Origin of the sequence: Leifsonia shinshuensis (assembly GCF_014217625.1) — a bacterium.
GTDB classification, from domain to species: domain Bacteria; phylum Actinomycetota; class Actinomycetes; order Actinomycetales; family Microbacteriaceae; genus Leifsonia; species Leifsonia shinshuensis_A.
In genome coordinates, this window is sequence record NZ_CP043641.1 from 2,267,604 (window position 1) to 2,285,338 (window position 17,735).

Consider the following 17,735-nt stretch of genomic DNA (forward strand, 5'->3'; position numbering starts at 1 on the left):
CCTTCTTCATGCCCTGGCGCGGTCGACGCCCCAGTCCAGCACCCAGCGCGACGACGGCGGCAGCCAGTGGAGGTCGGTCCCCGAGTTGAGCGCGTCCGGCGGGGCGGTCATGGGCTCCAGCGCCACGGCGGCGCCGCCGGCCGGCAGCCCGGGCAGTTCGTCGGTGACATAGACCTGCGCCCAGCGGAACCGGTCGTCCGCCCACACCTCGACGGCCTCCGACGAGCGGGCATCGGCCAGTCGCAGGCGGACGCGAACGGCCTGCGACCGCAGGCCCGTGTACGCGGCGTGCGACGGCGCCTCGGCGAGCGCGGTCGGCAGCCTGAGATCGAACCCGGTCCCCTCGACGGCCGTCTCCCGGAGCGGGAGATGGTCCTCGCCGAGCAGAAGCGTGCGCTCGGCGTCCACCTGGATCGTCAGATCCGCCGCCGGCGCGTCGCCGACCCGGAGGTACGGATGGACGCCCACAGCGACGGGCGCGGGGACGCGGCTCCGGTTCACGACCGCTATCGACGAGCGCACGCCCGTCGGCACGAGCCGGTACGCGACCACCACATCGAGGTCGAAGGGATAGCCCACGGCACCGCGAACCGTCGCCGCCAGCTCGACGGACGAGCGGTCCCGCGCGATCACCTCGAACGGCGTCGCCGCGACCAGCCCATGGAGGGCGTTGCCCGCCGGCTCGGTCACCTCCAGCCGCTGCGGCTCTCCGTCCAGCAACCAGCACGCGCCGCGGACCCGGTTCGGCCACGGCACGAGCACCGCGCCCGACGACGCGACCGGGCCGTCCGCGTCGCCGCAGACGAGCTCCAGCCCGCCCACGGCGAGCCCCTGGAGGCTCGCGCCGACCGGCGAGACGACGGCGTCGACCCGCCGGCCGGCGAAGCTCTGTGCGAGGAGGACCGGCTCAGACCGCGCGGACATGCAGCAGCACGGAGCGGTCAGGGTCGAGCGAGGGCAGCTCGATCCCGACCAGCCGCAGCACCCGTCCGCTCAGCACCGCGCCGTCGGCCAGCCACGGGGGCTGATCGCCGGCCGGGCGCTCGCCGGCGGGGAACACCGCGCGCACGTCGTACATCAGCGAATCGTCCAGACCGGGCAGTCCGGCACGGCCGACCGGCCAGGTGCGCGGCCGCTCCACGAGCGAGTAGGCGTACAGCGCCTCCCTCCCGTCCGGAGCGACCACGCCCTGCAGACGGGCGGCCTCCTCGGAGAGGTCCGCGTGCACGACGACGCCCGAGTGCAGCAGAGCGCGATGCTCCTTGTGGAAGGCGATCCAGGCCGCCAGCGCGCTCCGGGTCTCCTCCGACGCCGTCAGCAGGTCGATCTCGACCCCGAGATGCCCCCAGACCGCCTTCTCGCCGCGGTACGACAGCGGGTGGCTGCGGTGCGTCGTGTGCGACTCCTCCGCGCCGATGTGCGTGCCCTGCAGCTCCGGCGGGACGATCAGGCCGGTCCAGCGCTGGATCTCCAGCCGCTCGTGCGGGTCGTTGCAGTCGCTCGGCCAGACGCGCTGCGTGCGCTCCAGCACGCCCAGGTCGATCCGGCCGCCGCCGCTCGCGCACGACTCGATCTCCAGCCCGGGATGGCGGCGGTGCAGCTCGTCCATCAGGCGGTACGCCGCGAGGGTCTGCGCGCGCAGCCCGGGCGTCCCGGTCGGCGTGTGGCCCGCGTCGAGCAGGTAGCGGTTGTGGTCCCACTTCACATAGGCGATGCCGAGCTCGCCGATCAACGTGCTCATCCGGTCGAGAACGTACGCGTACGCCTCCGGATGCCCCAGGTCGAGGACGTGCTGCTGGCGCGACGGGAGGCCGGGGCCGTGGCCGGCGTCGAAGATCCACTCCGGGTGCTCGGCGGCGAGGCGCGAGTCGAGGTTGATCATCTCCGGCTCGAACCAGAGACCGAAGTCCATTCCGAGCTCGCGGACGCGATCGGCGATCGGGCCGAGCCCGTCCGGCCAGCGCTCGGGGTCGACGTCCCAGTCGCCGAGCGAGGTGGTGTCGTCGCGGCGGCCGGTGAACCAGCCGTCGTCGATCACGAAGCGCTCCGCCCCGATCGCGGCGGCCGCCTCGGCGAACCGCGTGAGCGCCGCGGGGTCGTGGTCGAAGTAGACGGCCTCCCACGTGTTGACCAGGACCGGTCGCGGTCCGGACGGATACCCGCCGGACGCGCGCAGGTGGCGGTGGAAGCGCGCGGCCAGCTCGTCCAGCCCGTCGCCCCACGAGCCGTACTGCCACGGCGTGACGTACTCGTCGCCCTGCGCGAGCTCGACCTCGGCGGCCGCGAGGCCCTCCACGGCGGAGAGCCGTCGGATGTTGGCCGGGGTGCGCTCGGCCGCGAGGGTCTGGTTGCCGCTCCAGCCGAGGTGCGTCGCCCACACCCTCCCGGAGCGGAAGCCGAAGCCGCGTTCGCCGGCCGCGAGCAGGAGGGTGTGCTCCAGCCCGGGCTTGCCGCCGCGGGAGGTCCGCACCCACTCGCCCACGTCGAAGGCACGGCGCTGCGGGACGCGCTCCAGCGCCCAGCGCCCGGTGAGGTCGAGCACCTCGTCCGCCTCGGCGGGGACGGGCAGCGCGAGTTCGAGGCCATCGACCCGGAACACGTCGGCCCCGTCGTTCCGCAGCCGCGCGCGCTGCCGGACGAGCCCGCTGGCCGCCAGCACCGAGAGCTCCAGGGTGAGCGAGAGCCCGTACGGCTCATCCGCGGCCCTGACGGTCAGCGTCACGCCGTCTGCCGAGGTGTCCAGGTCCGCCGAGACGACCCGGAACAGCGGCGCCCACCGGCGGCCCGCCGAGTCACCGGACAGCCCCGGCCGGCCGAGCCAGCCCTCCGGGAGCTGCGCGAGCACGGGCACCGGCTGCGGGTAGGTGACGAGGCTGTCGCCGACCGCCGGAAGGGCCGTGCGCGCGATGGCGGCCAGCTCCTCGGCTCCGGGGTCGCCGAGGTCGTCGCCCCAGTGCAGGATGCGCGGCAGGCGGTGGTCGTCGAGGAGGACGACGACGCTCGTGCCCCCCGCGCGCAGGTGTACCAGGTCCGTGTCGACGTACATGTGTTCTATTTCACCGATCCGAGGGCCAGGCCCCCGATGAAGCTGCGCTGGAAGAGCAGGAAGACGATGGTGGACGGAACGGCGGCGACGACGGTCGCGGCCGCGATGACCGACCAGCTGGAGACGTACTCGCCCTGCAGGGAGAGCACGGCCGCCGTGATCGGGAGCTTCTCCGACGTCTGCAGCAGCGTGATCGACCAGAGCAGGTCGTTGAAGACCCAGGTGAACGAGAGCGCGCCGAGCGCGGCGAGCGCCGGCCGGGTCAGCGGGAGGATCACCTGCAGGAAGATGCGGACCGTGCTCGCGCCGTCGAGGGTCGCGGCCTCCTGCAGCTCGTGCGGGATGGTGCGCATGAAGCCGTACAGCACGAACGTGTAGAAGCCGATGCCGAACGCGACCTGCACGGCGACGAGCGCGCCGAGGGTGTCGTAGACGTTGAGCTGCTGGGTCAGGCGTGCGACCGGGATCAGCAGCATCTGCACCGGCAGGAGGTTGCCCGCGAGCATCATGAGCAGGATGGTCCGGCGGAACGGCACCTTGTACCGGCTGAGCCCGAACGCGGCCGCCGCGGAGAAGAGCAGCGTCAGGATCACGGTCGGGATGGTCACGATCATGCTGTTGACCAGCGCTTGGAAGAGCCCGCCCTGGTTCCACGCCTGCACGTAGGTGCTGAGCGTGAAGGTGTGCGGAAGGCTGGCGATGCCGTTGGCGGAGACGTCGTCGAACGTCCGGAAGGAGGTGATGAGCACGACGAGGATCGGCGCGAACCAGGCCAGCGAGATGAGGATGCCGCTGGTGTGGAAGCCGACGGTCGCTGCGGTCCTGCGGCGGCTGCGCCGGCGGACGGCCGTCGCGGGCCGGGCGCCCGCGGTGCGGGTCTGGGCGGCGGTCGCGGTCATGACTCCTTCTCCTCGGAGAGCGCGCGGACGAGATAGGACACGATCACGGCGATCGCGAGGATGAAGATCACGACAGCGATCGCGGAGGCGTAGCCGAGGGCGTGCGAGCCGAACGCGGTGGAGAACATGTACGTGCTCAGCAGCTCCGTGGAGTGGTAGGGGCCGCCCCTGGTCATCGCCCAGACGATGTCGAAGGATCGCAGCGAGTCGATGATCAGCACCGACAGCACCACGAGGTTGACGCTGCGCAGCTGCGGCATGGTCACGTGCCAGAACCGCTGCCAGCCGGTCGCGCCGTCGACGCGCGCGGCCTCCTGGACCGCGGGGTCGAGGGCCTTGAGGCCGGCGATGAACAGCACCATCACGTAGCCGATCTCCCGCCACAGGGCGGCCACGATGACCGCGTAGAGCGCGGTGCTGGAGTCGCCGAGCCAGACGTGCGTCCAGCTGTGCAGGCCGACGGCGTCGAGGATGTTGTTGAGCACGCCGTTCGGCTGGAAGAACGCGCCCCAGATCAGGGCGGTGACGACCAGCGAGAAGACGATCGGCAGGAAGAGGGCGGTGCGGTAGATGCCGACGCCGCGGCGCTCGGACTGGAACAGCAGCGCCACCCCGAGGCCGGCGGCGAACGAGATGCCGCCGAAGAGCACGATCCAGATCGCGGTGTTCTTCAGCGCGGTGAGGAAGATCGGGTCCGAGAACAGGTCGACGTAATTCTGCACGCCGACCGGCGTGGCCGGCCCGATGCCGTTCCAGTGCAGGAACGAGAGGCTGATCCCCTGGAACGCCGGCCAGAACACGCCGACCGCCTCCACGAGGAACGGGATGAGGACGAGGGCGAACACGATCGGCGGCGGGATGGAGATCCGCCGCCGACCGCGAACAGAGGTGAGAGTGGTCACGAAGTCGCCCGGATCTTCGCCGACGCGGCGTCCCAGTCCTTCAGGATCTGGTCCAGGTTCTCCGGGTGGGCGATGAAGCTGGTCAGCGCTGTGTCGGCCGGCGTCTGCTGGGCGTCACCGGCGTCCCTGTTGTAGAACTGCGTGACCTGCTTGGCGGACTGCAGCATGTCCTTGCCCTGCTTGGAGAGCGCGTCGAGGTTCAGCGAGGCCTTCGAGTTCGCCGGCAGGTAGGTGCCCTGCTGGCTCGCCGCGAGGTCCGTCTGAGCTTGCGGGCTGGCGACGTAGTCGAGGAACTTCTTCGTGAGGTTCGGCTTGTCCGTCTTCACGCTGGCGATGAAGCCGTCGGTCGGGCCCTCCTCCGCGACCGGCACCGAGGGGTCGATCGTCGGGAACTGGAAGAACGCCAGATCGCTCTGCTTGTCGGCGGGGACCGACGGCTGCGCCCACGCGCCGAGCAGGTACATCGCGACCTTGCCCTGCGAGAAGTCGCTCATCGCCTGGTTCTGCGTGGTGCCGAGGACCGCGGGGTCGAAGTACGGCAGCACCTGCTTGAAGGCGGCGAACACCTTGCGCACCTGCGGGCTGTCGTACTTCTCCTTGCCGGAGAGCAGTTTGAGGTGGAAGTCGGCGCCGTTGATCCGCAGGTCGAGGTAGTCGAACCACGCGGAGGCCAGCCAGGCGTTGTCGCTGAGTCCGGCGGTGAACGGCGTCACGCCCTGGCCCTTGATCTTGGCGGAGTCGGCGAGGAATTCGTCCCAGGTCTTCGGCGGGGTGATCCCGAGCTTCTGGAAGTCGCTCTTGAAGTAGTAGACGCCCCACCAGTAGTAGCCGGTCGGGACGAACACCTCCTTGCCGGAGGAGTCCTGGCTGAGGCTCTTGAGCGAGGAGGGGAAGTCGCTGCCGTGGTCCTTCCAGACGCTGGAAAGGTCGAGCAGGAGGTTCTGGTCGGCGAAGTCGCGTGTGGCCTGACCGGCGTACCAGGTGTAGACGTCGGGCGGGTTCTTGGCGGTGAGGTAGGACGGCAACTGCTGGTTGAAGGTGTTGGTCGGGATGGTGTTCACCTTGACCTGGCCTTCGCCCTTGGCGTTGAAGTCCTTCACCAGCTTGTCGAGGCCGCCCTTCTCCGCGTCGGTGAAGCGGGACTGCAGGATCAGGGGTCCGGAGGCGTCCGGGCCGCTCTTGGCCTGCTGTGCTTCACCCGACGTGGAGACGCAGCCCGCGAGCAGCGCCGTCGCGGCGACCGCGCTGCCGAGCGCCGTCAGCCATCGGGTGGTCTTTCGGGTCATCTTCGACTCCATTTCGTGGGGGTGATCGCGAGGGGTCGGCCGAAGGAGAATCCTACGTCCGAACGACATCAACGCTATGACGCGCACCGTGGCCGCCGTAGCAGAAACCGTTGGTGTATCTGGACATTTCGACGATCATGACGCAGAATCGTGCGGTGCTCATCCCCGATGGTTTCCCCGGCCAGCGCATGCTGGTCCTCCCGCGGCCGCGCGTCCGGGAGTTCCTTCAGCAGCCGGGAACGACGCGACTGGTCGTGACGGACAGCGGGTATTTCCCGAAAGCGGACTCCCACGGCCGCCGCCGGACCACGCCGATCGCGCAGGCGGTCGTCATCGCGTGCATCGACGGCTCGGGCTGGTGCGAAACCGAAGCTGGACGATTCCCCGTGCACCAGGGACAGGTCGTCGTCCTGCCGCCCCGGCATCCGCACGCCTACGGAGCGGACGCGGAGAACCCGTGGACACTGTGGTGGTTCCATGCCGCCGGACCGGAGGTCGAGAACTACCTGGCAGCCGCGGGGATGACCGCGGACAACCCGGTTCGCCGCCCCAGGGACCTGTACCCGGTCGTCTCCCTGATGTCGGAAGTGCTGGCCTGGATGGAGCGGGACAGCACCACGACGAGCCTCAACGCGGCGGCCGGCGCGGCCTGGCACGCGCTCACCCTGCTGGCGAGCGAGCGGGCCCGCGCCGACGAGGCCGGCGATGTGATCGAGCACGCGACCGAGTACCTGCGGGCGCACATCGCCGAGCGGGTGACGGTCCCCGAGCTCGCTGTCATGGCCTCGCTCAGCACCTCGCACTTCAGCGCGCTGTTCAAGCGGCATGTCGGCTACCCGGTGCTGCAGTACCAGACCATGCTCCGGATGTCGCGGGCGCGGGAGCTGCTCGACACCACCTCCGCCACGGTGGCCGCCATCGCGGCGGAGGTGGGGTATCCGGACTCGTTCTACTTCGCGCGCCAGTTCAAGAAGGTGCACGGCATGACGGCGCGCGAGTACCGGGAGCAGCACAAGGGCTGATCCCGGCGCCCAGTCGCGGCGGTTCAGTTCGCGTCCGCTCAGTTCGCGTAGGCGCCCTCCGCCTCGGCGAGCAGCTCGCGCGGAAGCGGCGCGGCGGGGTCGCGGTCCGCGATCGCGGCGAGCAGGGACGCGGCGCGGGCGGGGTCGCCGTTCAGCAGCGCGAGCTCGGCGTCCATGACGGCGACCAGGTCGCGGTGCGTCTGCTCCACGTCCTCCCGGAAGATCAGCATGGTCGGCAGGGAGGTCGCGAAGTAGTCGATCGCGGGACGGGTCCGGCGGGCGACCTCGATGTAGTTCGCGAACTCGGCCGTCAGCCGGTCGGCGCGCCCGAGGTCGCCGAGGCGCCGGGCGGCGAGGACGGAGTAGTACGTCATCGGGGAGTGCGGCACCGCCGACATGGTCGTGAAATCGCCCGCGCTGCTCGCCGCCGCCTGCCAGGCGGCCTCGGCCTCCTCGGTGCGTCCGGCCGCCTGGTGGGCGTCGCCGAACGCCAGCAGCAGGTCCGACCGGTTCGCCAGCGGATGCGGGGCCTCACCGAGCGATGCGGGGACGTCGACGGCCGTCGCCAGGGCGGCCACCGCCGCGCCGGGATCGCCGAGAGCCAGGGCCTCGGCCGCCTCCGCGCGCCGGGCCAGCGTCCAGACCCGGATTGTCTCGCCCTCGCCGCCCTCCCACGGGCTGAACCGGCGGGAGGAGAGCAAGGCCACCGCCTCCTCGTGGCGGCCGACGAGCACGAGGAGCTCGGCGTAGGCGAGTGCGAGGTCGTCGCGTTCGGCGATGAGCGAGCCGGCGTCGGCCAGCGCGTCGAGCCGCTCCTGCGGGCCGGCGCCCACCCGGCGGGCGAGCTGGTCGGCCTCGTAGCGCAACTTCGCGTCGCCCGGCGCCGCCTGGACCGCCTGCCGGTAGCGGCGCACGGCCGCATCGGGGCTGCCCTGCACGTTGTACGCGGCGAGGCCGAGGCCGCGCAGCGCGACCGCGTCGCCCGGGTCGCCCTCCACCGCCCGCTCCAGGTGCGCGACGGCCTCCTCGTAGCGCCGGTGGAAGTAGAGCCAGTGACCGAGGAGCGCGTGCGCGCGGGGGTCGCCGCTGGTCGCGATGCGGCGCTCGAGGAGGCGGGCGTCGTCCCGGCCGCCGGCGAAGCACCGGTCGACGGACACGCCGCGCGCGGCACGGAGCGCCGCCTCGGCCTCCCCCGGCCGGCCGAGCTCGTCCAGCAGCTCGGCCCGGGCGTAGTGGATGAGCGCGAGCGGATCCCCTGCGCCGAGGACCGGGCGCCGCACCGCCGCTGCGGCCGCCGCGTCCAGGACCCGCAGGGCCTCGGCGGTCAGCCCGAGGCTGCGGTATTCCGCCGCGAGGTCGCGGAGGGTCCCGGCGTCCGTGTCCTCCGGGCTGCCGGCGAGGTCGTTCAGCCAGGCGTCCAGCGGGTCGAGGGCACGCGCGGCGGCGAGCACCTGCTCCGCCTCCGCCGCCCGGCCCAGCCGGCGCAGCGCGATGGCCCGCACTGCCGCCGCCTGGAGCTGGTCGGCGTCCAGGTGCGCCGCCTCGGCGGCGTGCCCGAGCGCGTCGTCCCAGCGTCCGGCGCGCGCGGCGACCCGGGCGCGGGCGAGCTCCGCCGCCGCGCGCCAGGCGTAGGTCCACGCCGCCTTCGCGAACGCGTCGTCCGCTTCGGAGTCCCGTCCGGTCTCGGCCAGCACCACGCCGAGCAGATACGACGCCTCGCCGTCGGCGGGGTTGGGGTTCCTGCGCGTCTGACGGCGGAGCGCCGAGCGGAGGTGCGCCTCGGCCTCCGCGAGCCGGCCAGCCGCGAGCCGGGCCGAGGCGACGGCGATGTTGGAGCGGGAGTCCCCGGGGTCGCGGCGCAGCGCCTCCTGCCAGTAGGGCTCGGGCGAACGCGTCGCGTGCCGGTACTGGGCGAGGTGGACGCCAGTGAGGTAGAGCTCGTCGATCGATTCGATCTCCGCGGGAGCGGGCGGCTCGGTGGCGGTCTCGAAGCCGTCGGCCGCGGCGTCCCGGTGCCGCGTGGTCGCACGCAGCAGCTCGACGCCGTCCGACTCCGCGACCAGGTCGAGGTCGCCGGCGGCGGGCACGGGAACGCGCGCGTGGACCGGCTCGCCGGGCGCGGCCGACACCCGCTCCTGCCAGACAACGGCTCCCGCCTCGTCGACCAGCCGGAGGTCGATCCCGTCGTGGACGCGCGTGACGGCGAGGCCGACCTCCGCGAACCGCTCCGGTCCGGTCCCGACGGCGAGGCTCAGCGCGAGGTCGGTGGAGGCCTGGGTCAGCGGCCCGATCCCGTGGTACGGGAACCAGAACTGGCTGAACGTCTTCGTCTCGCCCGGGGCCAGGTAGGAGAAGTCGGGCTGGTTGTCCGTGTAGACCCCGGCCATCAGCTCCACGTACGCGCCGCGGTCGTCGCTGAGGTTCGCGTCCCAGGCCCAGCCGAACGGCGAGTTGCCCCACGTCCACTGCTTCTTGCCCGGGGCGATGTGGTGGTCGGCGACGTGGGCGAAGCCGAGCCCCGCCGCGTGGTCGTAGCCGCCGAAGAAGTCGTCGTCGCTGGCGACGCACATGTACGACGTCGGCACCGGGATGTTGCGGTACCAGTCGATGCGGTCGGCGTCGTCGGCGACGTACTCGGGGCTGTCCCGGTCGGCACGCGCCGCGTAGTCGATGCCGTAGTAGGGACGGTCGGCGCGCGGGAAGGCGGTGGCGGCGCGCTTCGCGTGGTCCGCGACCACGTGCACGTCCGCAGGGAAGAAGGACTGGTAGTCGTCGTGCACCCGTACGGCGACGTTCGCCCACCAGAGGAACGTCTGGGTGGTGTCGGTGCGGTTGAACAGCCGGACCCGCGCCTCCAGCACGGAGCTCCCCGGCCGCAGCCGGATGCCGTGCATCCCCTTCATCCGCGAGAACGGGTCGTGGTCGGAGCACCACACGGTGACCGAGCCGTCGTCCTCCCGCTCGATCGTCCAGTCCATCGGGAGGAAGGTCGCTGGCCGGTGGTGCTGCGGCCAGTTGAACTCGATGCCGCCGGAGATCCACGGCCCGGCCAGCCCGACGAGCGCGGGCTTGATGACGTCGTTGCGGTAGAAGAAGTCCTGCCCGGTGGTCTTGTCCACGGCGATGTGGACGCGCCCGCCGAGCTCCGGCAGGATCACCAGCCGCAGGTACTCGTTCTCCAGGTGGACGGCCTGCCAGCTGCGCGGCGTCGCGTCGTGGCTGACGGACTCGATGAACGGCAGCGGGTACACGCGCCCGGACGACCCCTGGTAGACACGGGACTCCAGGAAGGCAGGGAGCCGCCCGGGCTCGCCCGGCTCGTAGGTCGGGAGCTCGACCGGTTCGCTCCACGCCGCGACGACGCGGTCGCGCTGGTTCTCCGGGACGGGCGGAAGGGGGAACGGGGGGTGCGGAACGGACATATTCAGGACCCTATGGGTGCGGCTGCTGCCGGAGAATATGCGTTCCCACGCCTTATCTGGACGATTCGACGGCCGGAGGTCAGCTCTCCCCGCAGCGGCACTCCCCGTCTTCGCAGCACGCCCCGCCCGCCGCGCCGCCGTGGGCGCCCTCCGGCAGATCCAGCGCCGGGTTCCGGTCGAGGAAGCCGTAGGGCTTGAGCGCGAACCCGGAGTAGTCGACGGGCATGACCGGCCAGTCCTCCGGCCGCGGGATGTGGGTCGGGCCGAAGACGTGCCAGAGCACGATGTTCTCCCCGGCCAGCGAGCGGTCCGCCGCGGTCCAGGCCGGCAGACCGGCGCCGCCCGCGTGGGCGTTCGGGTAGTCCCCCGCCGGGAACCGCTCCGCCGGGTCGAACCGCGTCGCCCACAGGTGCTTGGTCGCGAACGTCGCGCGCGCGAACACGCTCGAGTCCGGTTGTGCCATCAGCGTCGCGCCGGGCTGCGGGATGAGGTGGAAGGCCGTCGGCCTGCCGACGGCGTTCCTGCGCGTGGAGCTCGTGACCTCCCAGACCCGGGAGGTCGCCGGGTTCGCGAGCCGGCCGCCCTCCGACTCCCGATAGATCGGGGTCGTCGTCCAGGTGAACGCGTTGCCGTACGGGTTGTCCGGGCCGGTCGGGATGCCGACGACATCCACCTCGGACAGCGAGTTGCGATCGCCGTCGATCGCGACATCCAGTCGGGCGCAGAACAGGTGCTGGTGCACAGGGGCGAACAGTCCCGGCGCGATCTCGGTGGCGTGCGGATCGCTGCTGCCCGGGATGCCGGCGCCGGCGAAGACGATGCCGGTCGCCTTGGCCTCCACCTGGATCGTCCCGTCGAGGTAGAAGTACCAGAAGAACCCGTAGTCGTAGTTGCCGATGGTCGAGAAGTACGAGACGACCAGCCGCCGCGACCGGCGAACCTCCGCCGTGCCGTTCAGATCGGTGTGCTTCCAGAGCACGCCGTAGTCCTCCTCGTGCATGCACACGGCTTGCGGGATGGTCACGGGGTTCCCGTGGTCGTCGGCGACGACACCGTCGAAGTAGTGGATGACGCCGAGGCAGTCGCAGCCGAGCGTCAGGGTGTTCGCGTTCTTGCCCAGCAGGTACTCGCCCGCGTCGAAGTAGCTGATCCAGAACCGGGTCGGCGTGGTGTCGCCGTAGGGCACGACCATCTCCGGCACCGACGCCCGGTACAGCACGGAGCGGTCCTCACCGCCGTCGCGGAAGGTCACCTGGTTCAGCACCAGCCCTTCGCGGGCATTGAAGCCGAGCCGGAACTTCCAGTTCTCCCACTCGACCGCGTGGCCGTCGACGTGGAAGCTCGGCCCCTCCGGCTGGCTGATCTCGATGGGCTTGAGCGTGGTGCGCGCCGGACCGGTCGTCGCGGCGCCGTAGTTGCCGTCCAGGTCGGGCACCGGGATGTCGCCGTCGTCCTCCACCCGGATCACCTCGCCGCGGGTCAGGTCGATGTGGACGATGAGGCCTTCGACCGGGTGCGACCAGGGCGAGTCGTCGGCATGGTCGCGCAGGAAGGTCAGGCTGCGGATGGCGCGGCGGCCCACCTCGTCGGCGCGGTTGAAGTGGCCGGGCGCCAGCGGCGCGCAGAACGCCAGGTCGATCCGGTCCTCCAGGCCGCGCCGCCGCATCGCCGCCCGCCACTCCGCGGAGGCCTTGGCGATCTCCTCCGCCCGCGCGTACTCCTCGAAGAGGTACTGGGGCTGCCCGTACGGCGCCTCGGCCGTGTTCAGCTCGCGGTGGCCGACGACCTCGCCCGCCGTCACCGACACGATCGCCTCGGCCGCGCGTCCGGTGGCGGTGTCGAGCAGCACGAACAGGATGCGGCGCTCGATGGCGTCGCCGGGCCGGAACGCGGCCACGGCCTCCCGCTCGGGCTCGACCGGCAGCACGTTCGGGAAGCGCGTGGTCTCGGTGAGGAGGCCCGCGGCGGCCAGGATCGCGCGCCCGGCGACGAGCTCGTCGGCGGTGAGGGCGTCGAGCGGGTGCGTGACGGCGACCGGGCTGGTGGTGGTGGAGGCGTGAGCGTGCGCGGACATGCGGATCCTTACGTCGGTGACTCTCCGACCAGTATCCGGCGCGTGGCGGCCCGGCTCAGCGGGTGGAGGCCGACCGTACCGCTACGGTCAACCGACGTGCGCGGCCGGCACAATCGCCGGCCTCCCCGCCTCCCCGGCGGATCAGGCGAGCCCGGCGGCGCGGGCGTCCGACGGCGACTCCCCGTACGCGGCCTTGAACACCCGGCTGAAGTGGGCGGCGTCCACGAACCCCCAGCGGGTCGCGATGGCGGCCACCGAACGGCCGGCCGACAGCGGGTCCATCAGCTCGCGGCGGCAGCGCTCGAGGCGGCGCGAGCGGATCCAGGCGGAGACGGTGGTGCCCTGCTCCTGGAACAGCCCCTGCAGGTGGCGGGTGGAGATGAAGTGGACGGCCGCGATCTGCGCGGGGCCGAGGTCCACGGACGACAGGTTCGCCTCGATGTAGTCGCGGATGCGCCCCATGAGCGCGTGGTGCGGGTTGGCGAGCTCGGCGGCCGTGCCCAGGTGGTCGGAGAAGAGGGTCGCGGTCAGGTCGAGGGCGCTGTGGGCCAGCCGGGCCCCTGTCGCGCCGGAGAGCTGATCGAGGTTGCCGACGAGCTGTCCGAGGAACGGCGCGACGATGCAGCCGACCCCTGCGCTGCCGTCGAACCGCACGCCGGTGAGCTGCGACACCAGCTCCGGAGGCAGCCCCAGCAGGTGCTTCGGGAACATCACGACCACGGTGCGGAAGTCGTCGTCGAAGACGAGCGTGTACGGCCGGTGGGTGTCGTAGACGGCGAGGTCGCCGGGCCGCAGCACGGCCTCCCGCCCCTCCTGGATGAGCAGCCCGGTGCCCGAGAGCATGAGGCTCAGCTTGAAGTAGTCGCGGTCGGCGCGCGCGATCAGCTCGGGGGTGCGCTCCACGACGTGCTGCGAGGCGCTCACCTCCGACACGTGGATCTCGTCGGCCTCCGCCGAGCGGATCCGCCCGAAGAACGGCTCGGGCCGGTCGCTGGTCACCTGGAGGGGCACGAAGGATTCCGACACCGCCGTCCGGAAGCCGCTGAAATCGAGCACGGGCGCGGATTCGGAGGACCGGAGAAGCTCGGGTAGCACGATCGACCTCATTCTGGACCGGGGACTACTTTGTATACGATCCGTGACGAGGATGTTAGCACCGTCCGTGCACCCCTCGTCATACCCCCTGCGCGCACGGACAACCTCCCCCGGCCGGCCCGAGCAAGACTGAACGGACCACTTTCCATCGGAGGAGAACCATCATGACCGATGTCCGCGACCTGCTCGACCGCGTCAGCGCACCCGAGGGCGGGGGCCGGCCCATCCACGACCCGGCCACCGGCGCAGTCATCGGATTCGCCCCCGAGGCGACCGTCGAAGAGCTGGACGCGGCCGTCGCGCGTGCCCGGGCGGCGCAGCCCGCGTGGGAGGCGCTCGGCCACGAGGCGCGTTCGGCCGCGCTGGTGGCCGCTGCGGACGCCGTTGACGCCCACGCCGAGGAGCTCGCCCGGCTGCTCTCGCGCGAGCAGGGCAAGCCCCTGAACGGGCCGAACGCGCGTTTCGAGCTGGGCGCGTGCTCCGCCTGGCTGCGCACCAACGCGGCCCTCCAGCTGGAGCCGGAGGTGCTGGTCGACGACGGCCAGACGCACGCCGAGCTGCACTACCGCGCGGCCGGCGTCGTCGGTGCGATCGGCCCGTGGAACTGGCCGCTGATGATCGCGATCTGGCAGCTCGCCCCTGCCCTGCGGATGGGCAACACCGTCGTGGTGAAGCCGTCCGAGTACACGCCGCTGAGCGTGCTCGCGCTGGTCGACGTGCTGAACGAGGCGCTGCCGGCCGACGTGCTCGTCGCCGTCTCCGGCGGCCGCGAGGTCGGCTCGCGGCTGGCCTCCCACCCCGACATCGACAAGGTCATGTTCACCGGCTCCACCGCGACCGGCCGGAAGATCATCGAGAGCTCGGCGGGCAACCTCGCCCGGCTCACCCTGGAGCTCGGCGGCAACGACGCCGGGATCGTGCTGCCGGGCACGGATGCGAAGGCGATCGCGCAGGACCTGTTCTGGGGCGCCTTCATCAACACCGGCCAGACCTGCGCGGCGCTCAAGCGCCTGTACGTGCACGACTCCGTCTACGACGAGGTCGTGGACGCCCTGGCCGAGGTCGCGAAGGCCACCCCGATGGGCAACGGGCTGGACGAGGACAACGTGCTCGGCCCACTGCAGAACAAGCAGCAGTTCGACATCGTGAACCGCCTGGTGGAGGATGCCAAGGCCCACGGCGGCCGTGTCGTCACCGGCGGCTCGCCCGCCACCGAGCTGGGCGAGCTGTTCTACCCGATCACGCTGGTGGCCGACGTCTCCGACGGGGTCGCTCTCGTCGACGAGGAGCAATTCGGTCCTGCGCTGCCGATCATCCGCTACACCGACGTGGAGGACGCGATCGCGGGCGCGAACCGGCTCGACGTCGGCCTCGGCGGATCGGTCTGGGGACCGGACCGCGACGAAGCCGTCGCCGTCGCGAACCGCATGCACGCCGGCACGGTGTGGATCAACTCGCACGGCGGCGTGCACCCGATGATCCCGTTCGGCGGCGTGAAGGGCTCCGGCTACGGCGTCGAGTTCGGCGTCGAAGGGCTCAAGGCCGTCGCGGTGCACCGCGTCATCAACGGCTGAGGCGACGGTGCTCGACCCCGTGGCCGTCGACCCGGCGACGGATGTCGCGCGGCGGGCTCTGAGTGAGTTCGGCATCCCGTCGGAGGCCGGACTCCGGCTCGTCAACCGCCGGGAGAACGTCGTCTTCCGCGTCACGACCGCGACCGGCGACTGGGCGCTGAAGGTGCACCGGCCCGGGTACCACACCGACAGCGAGATCGAGTCGGAGTCGGCGTTCCTCCAGACGCTGGCCGGGGCCGGCGTGGGCGTGGCTCGACCGCTCGGTCTCGGCGACGGCACCCACGTCGCGCACGTTCCGGACCCGCTCGGCCGGGCCGTCCAGGTGTCCCTGCAGGAGTGGCTGCCCGCCGCGACCCCGCTCGGGTCGTCGCCCGAGACCTTCACCGGGCGCGCGAGTCCGGCCGCCGCCGGCCTCCGGGAGCTCGGCCGCACGATCGCCCTCCTGCACGACTGCGCCGAGCGCTCGGGCGCGCCCGCCGGCTACGACCGGCGCGCGTGGGACGCCGCCGGACTCTGCGGACCCGACGCGCTCTGGGGACGCGCCCACGACCTCCCCACGCTCTCCGCCGAACAGCGCGCGACGCTGGCGCGGGTGGAGGACGTCCTCGCCCGCGACCTGGCCGGACTCGACCGCACGGCCGCGAGCTACGGCCCCATCCACGCCGACCTCACCCTGGAGAACGTGCTCGTCTCGGACGGCCGGGTCGTCGTCATCGACTTCGACGACTGCGGCGAGGGCTGGTATCTGTTCGACCTCGCGACGGCGTGCTTCTTCCTCACCGGGCACCCGCAGGGCGACGAGCTGGTCGCAGCGGTGCTCGACGGCTACCGCTCGCAGCGGCCGCTCACCCGCCACGACGCCGGCGCCTGGCATCCGCTGCTGCTCGCCCGGGCGCTCTCGTACCTCGCGTGGTCGGTCGAGCGTCCCGACGAGGAGGCGACGCGCTTCCACCTCTCCCACCTCCTCCCCCATATCCTCCGCGCCTCGACGCTGTACCTCGCCACCGGCCGTACCGGCTGGCCCGACCTCGATGTCGCCCGCCTGACGTCCCCGAACCCCACACCCGGAGCAGCCTCATGACCGACCTCCTGACCCGCCGCTTCGGCACCCTCGGCCCGTACAGCCCGCTCTTCTACGACCGGCCCCTCGAGTTCGTGCGCGCCGAGGGGGTCTGGCTGACCGACGCGAACGGCGACAGGTACCTGGACGGCTACAACAACGTCCCGCACGTGGGCCACGCGCACCCGCGGGTCGTCGCCGCGATCGCGGAGCAGGCCGCCACGCTCAACATCCACACCCGCTACCTGAACGACCGCGTCGTGGACTACGCCGAGCGGCTGCTGGCGACCTTCGACGCCGCGATCGACCGGATCGTGTTCACGAACAGCGGCTCGGAGTCGAACGACCTGGCGTTCCGGATCGCGACCCAGCACTCCGGCGCGTCCGGCATCCTGATCTCCGACTTCAGCTATCACGGCCACACCCAGGCGCTCGCCCGGGTCACGACCGGGCTGCGCACGCACGAAGGACTCGGCCCGCACGTGCGGACGCTGCGCATCCCCGACCTCGACGGGGCCGACCGCGGACGGCCCGCCGAGGAGGTACTCGACGCCGCCCTCCGGGAGGCGGACGAGGCGATCGCCTCTCTGCAGGCGGCCGGCTTCGGCGTCGCCACCGTGCTCTTCGACTCGCTGTTCTCGACCGAGGGGCTCAACCGGGTGCCGTCCGGCTATGTCAGCGGGCTCGCCGCCCGGGTTCGCCGGGCCGGCGGCCTGGTGATCGCCGACGAGGTGCAGTCCGGCTTCGGCCGCACGGGCCGGAGCTTCTGGGGCCACCGCAACCACGGCATCGTCCCGGACCTGGTGACGATGGGCAAGCCGATGGGCAACGGCCACCCGCTCGGCGGCGTCGCGATGCCGGCGGCCCTCCTGGACGAGTTCGGCCCGCGCAACATGTACTTCAACACCTTCGGCGGCAACCCGGTCTCCGCGGCGGCCGGCCTCGCGGTGCTCGACGTGCTGGAGGACGAGGGCCTGGTGGAGCGGGCGCAGCGGAACGGCCAGGTCATCCGCGAGGCCCTGGCGCGGCTGGGCGCCGAGCACCCGTGGATCGGCGCCCCCAAGGGCGACGGCCTGTTCTTCGGCGTGGAGGTCTACGACCGCCCGGCCTTCGCGGCGGGCGCGCTGCCCGACCCGGCCCGCACCAAGGCGGTGGTCGAGGCCATGCGCGACCGCCGCGTGCTCATCAGCCGCATCGGCCGCCACGACAGCGTCCTCAAGATGCGCCCGCCGCTCGCGATCCAGGCTCCCGAGGTCGACCTCCTGCTCGCAACCTTCGCCGACGCCCTCACGTCAGTCGCCTGAACGCCTAAACGCTCGAAGGGCACGTAAACGCCCCTAAAACCCAGTTTTAGG

At 71.9% G+C, this 17,735-nt stretch carries 12 protein-coding genes; 4 read left to right on the forward strand and 8 right to left on the reverse strand.

Annotated elements, in window-relative coordinates:
- Nucleotides 1-6 precede the first annotated feature (6 nt).
- The 5 genes from F1C12_RS10835 to F1C12_RS10855 are packed head-to-tail and all read right to left on the reverse strand — an operon-like array spanning nucleotide 7 to nucleotide 6,133.
- On the reverse strand, nucleotides 7-924 hold the full coding sequence (locus tag F1C12_RS10835; protein ID WP_185275039.1) for an aldose epimerase family protein: 918 nt from the start codon (nucleotides 922-924) through the stop codon (nucleotides 7-9).
- Nucleotides 908-3,046, reverse strand: coding sequence for an alpha-galactosidase (locus tag F1C12_RS10840; protein ID WP_185275040.1), 2,139 nt, complete (start codon nucleotides 3,044-3,046; stop codon nucleotides 908-910). Before F1C12_RS10840 ends, F1C12_RS10835 begins: the two co-directional genes overlap by 17 nt.
- A 5-nt stretch (nucleotides 3,047-3,051) precedes the next feature.
- Complete coding sequence (locus F1C12_RS10845) at nucleotides 3,052-3,945, reverse strand: carbohydrate ABC transporter permease (RefSeq protein WP_185275041.1); 894 nt, start codon at nucleotides 3,943-3,945, stop codon at nucleotides 3,052-3,054.
- On the reverse strand, nucleotides 3,942-4,847 hold the full coding sequence (locus tag F1C12_RS10850; RefSeq protein WP_219732603.1) for a carbohydrate ABC transporter permease: 906 nt from the start codon (nucleotides 4,845-4,847) through the stop codon (nucleotides 3,942-3,944). The genes F1C12_RS10845 and F1C12_RS10850 overlap by 4 nt, the downstream gene beginning before the upstream one ends.
- Complete coding sequence (locus tag F1C12_RS10855) at nucleotides 4,844-6,133, reverse strand: ABC transporter substrate-binding protein (RefSeq protein ID WP_185275042.1); 1,290 nt, start codon at nucleotides 6,131-6,133, stop codon at nucleotides 4,844-4,846. Before F1C12_RS10855 ends, F1C12_RS10850 begins: the two co-directional genes overlap by 4 nt.
- Before the next feature lie 137 nt (nucleotides 6,134-6,270).
- Here F1C12_RS10855 and F1C12_RS10860 point away from each other — a divergent pair, with 137 nt between their 5' ends.
- Nucleotides 6,271-7,155, forward strand: coding sequence for an AraC family transcriptional regulator (locus F1C12_RS10860; protein ID WP_185275043.1), 885 nt, complete (start codon nucleotides 6,271-6,273; stop codon nucleotides 7,153-7,155).
- 38 nt (nucleotides 7,156-7,193) lie between these two features.
- Here F1C12_RS10860 and F1C12_RS10865 read toward each other — a convergent pair whose 3' ends face one another.
- The 3 genes from F1C12_RS10865 to F1C12_RS10875 form a co-directional block, all read right to left on the reverse strand.
- Nucleotides 7,194-10,577, reverse strand: coding sequence for a DUF5107 domain-containing protein (locus F1C12_RS10865; RefSeq protein WP_185275044.1), 3,384 nt, complete (start codon nucleotides 10,575-10,577; stop codon nucleotides 7,194-7,196).
- Between the two features lie 79 nt (nucleotides 10,578-10,656).
- Nucleotides 10,657-12,651 carry a primary-amine oxidase gene (locus F1C12_RS10870; RefSeq protein ID WP_185275045.1) on the reverse strand — a complete coding sequence of 665 codons (1,995 nt, stop codon included), beginning with the start codon at nucleotides 12,649-12,651 and terminating at the stop codon, nucleotides 10,657-10,659.
- A gap of 141 nt (nucleotides 12,652-12,792) precedes the next feature.
- The gene (locus F1C12_RS10875; protein WP_185275046.1) at nucleotides 12,793-13,758 is read right to left on the reverse strand and encodes an AraC-like ligand-binding domain-containing protein; all 966 of its coding nucleotides are present in this window, start codon (nucleotides 13,756-13,758) and stop codon (nucleotides 12,793-12,795) included.
- Between the two features lie 152 nt (nucleotides 13,759-13,910).
- On the opposite strand from F1C12_RS10875, the gene F1C12_RS10880 reads away from it, so the two are divergent.
- The 3 genes from F1C12_RS10880 to F1C12_RS10890 are packed head-to-tail and all read left to right on the forward strand — an operon-like array spanning nucleotide 13,911 to nucleotide 17,684.
- Complete coding sequence (locus tag F1C12_RS10880) at nucleotides 13,911-15,320, forward strand: aldehyde dehydrogenase family protein (RefSeq protein ID WP_185275047.1); 1,410 nt, start codon at nucleotides 13,911-13,913, stop codon at nucleotides 15,318-15,320.
- A gap of 7 nt (nucleotides 15,321-15,327) precedes the next feature.
- Complete coding sequence (locus tag F1C12_RS10885) at nucleotides 15,328-16,401, forward strand: phosphotransferase enzyme family protein (RefSeq protein ID WP_185275048.1); 1,074 nt, start codon at nucleotides 15,328-15,330, stop codon at nucleotides 16,399-16,401.
- A complete protein-coding gene (locus tag F1C12_RS10890; protein WP_185275049.1) occupies nucleotides 16,398-17,684 on the forward strand; it encodes an aspartate aminotransferase family protein in 1,287 nt (428 codons plus the stop codon). The genes F1C12_RS10885 and F1C12_RS10890 overlap by 4 nt, the downstream gene beginning before the upstream one ends.
- The last annotated feature ends 51 nt before the right edge of the window (nucleotides 17,685-17,735 follow it).

Bases quoted from the DNA above. Each gene is read 5' to 3' on its own strand.
- F1C12_RS10870 (WP_185275045.1), bottom strand. From the start codon at position 12,651: ATGTCCGCGCACGCTCACGCCTCCACCACCACCAGCCCGGTCGCCGTC.
- F1C12_RS10860 (WP_185275043.1), top strand. From the start codon at position 6,271: ATGACGCAGAATCGTGCGGTGCTCATCCCCGATGGTTTCCCCGGCCAG.
- F1C12_RS10855 (WP_185275042.1), bottom strand. From the start codon at position 6,133: ATGACCCGAAAGACCACCCGATGGCTGACGGCGCTCGGCAGCGCGGTC.
- F1C12_RS10840 (WP_185275040.1), bottom strand. From the start codon at position 3,046: ATGTACGTCGACACGGACCTGGTACACCTGCGCGCGGGGGGCACGAGC.
- F1C12_RS10880 (WP_185275047.1), top strand. From the start codon at position 13,911: ATGACCGATGTCCGCGACCTGCTCGACCGCGTCAGCGCACCCGAGGGC.
- F1C12_RS10875 (WP_185275046.1), bottom strand. From the start codon at position 13,758: ATGAGGTCGATCGTGCTACCCGAGCTTCTCCGGTCCTCCGAATCCGCG.
- F1C12_RS10845 (WP_185275041.1), bottom strand. From the start codon at position 3,945: ATGACCGCGACCGCCGCCCAGACCCGCACCGCGGGCGCCCGGCCCGCG.
- F1C12_RS10865 (WP_185275044.1), bottom strand. From the start codon at position 10,577: ATGTCCGTTCCGCACCCCCCGTTCCCCCTTCCGCCCGTCCCGGAGAAC.
- F1C12_RS10835 (WP_185275039.1), bottom strand. From the start codon at position 924: ATGTCCGCGCGGTCTGAGCCGGTCCTCCTCGCACAGAGCTTCGCCGGC.
- F1C12_RS10890 (WP_185275049.1), top strand. From the start codon at position 16,398: ATGACCGACCTCCTGACCCGCCGCTTCGGCACCCTCGGCCCGTACAGC.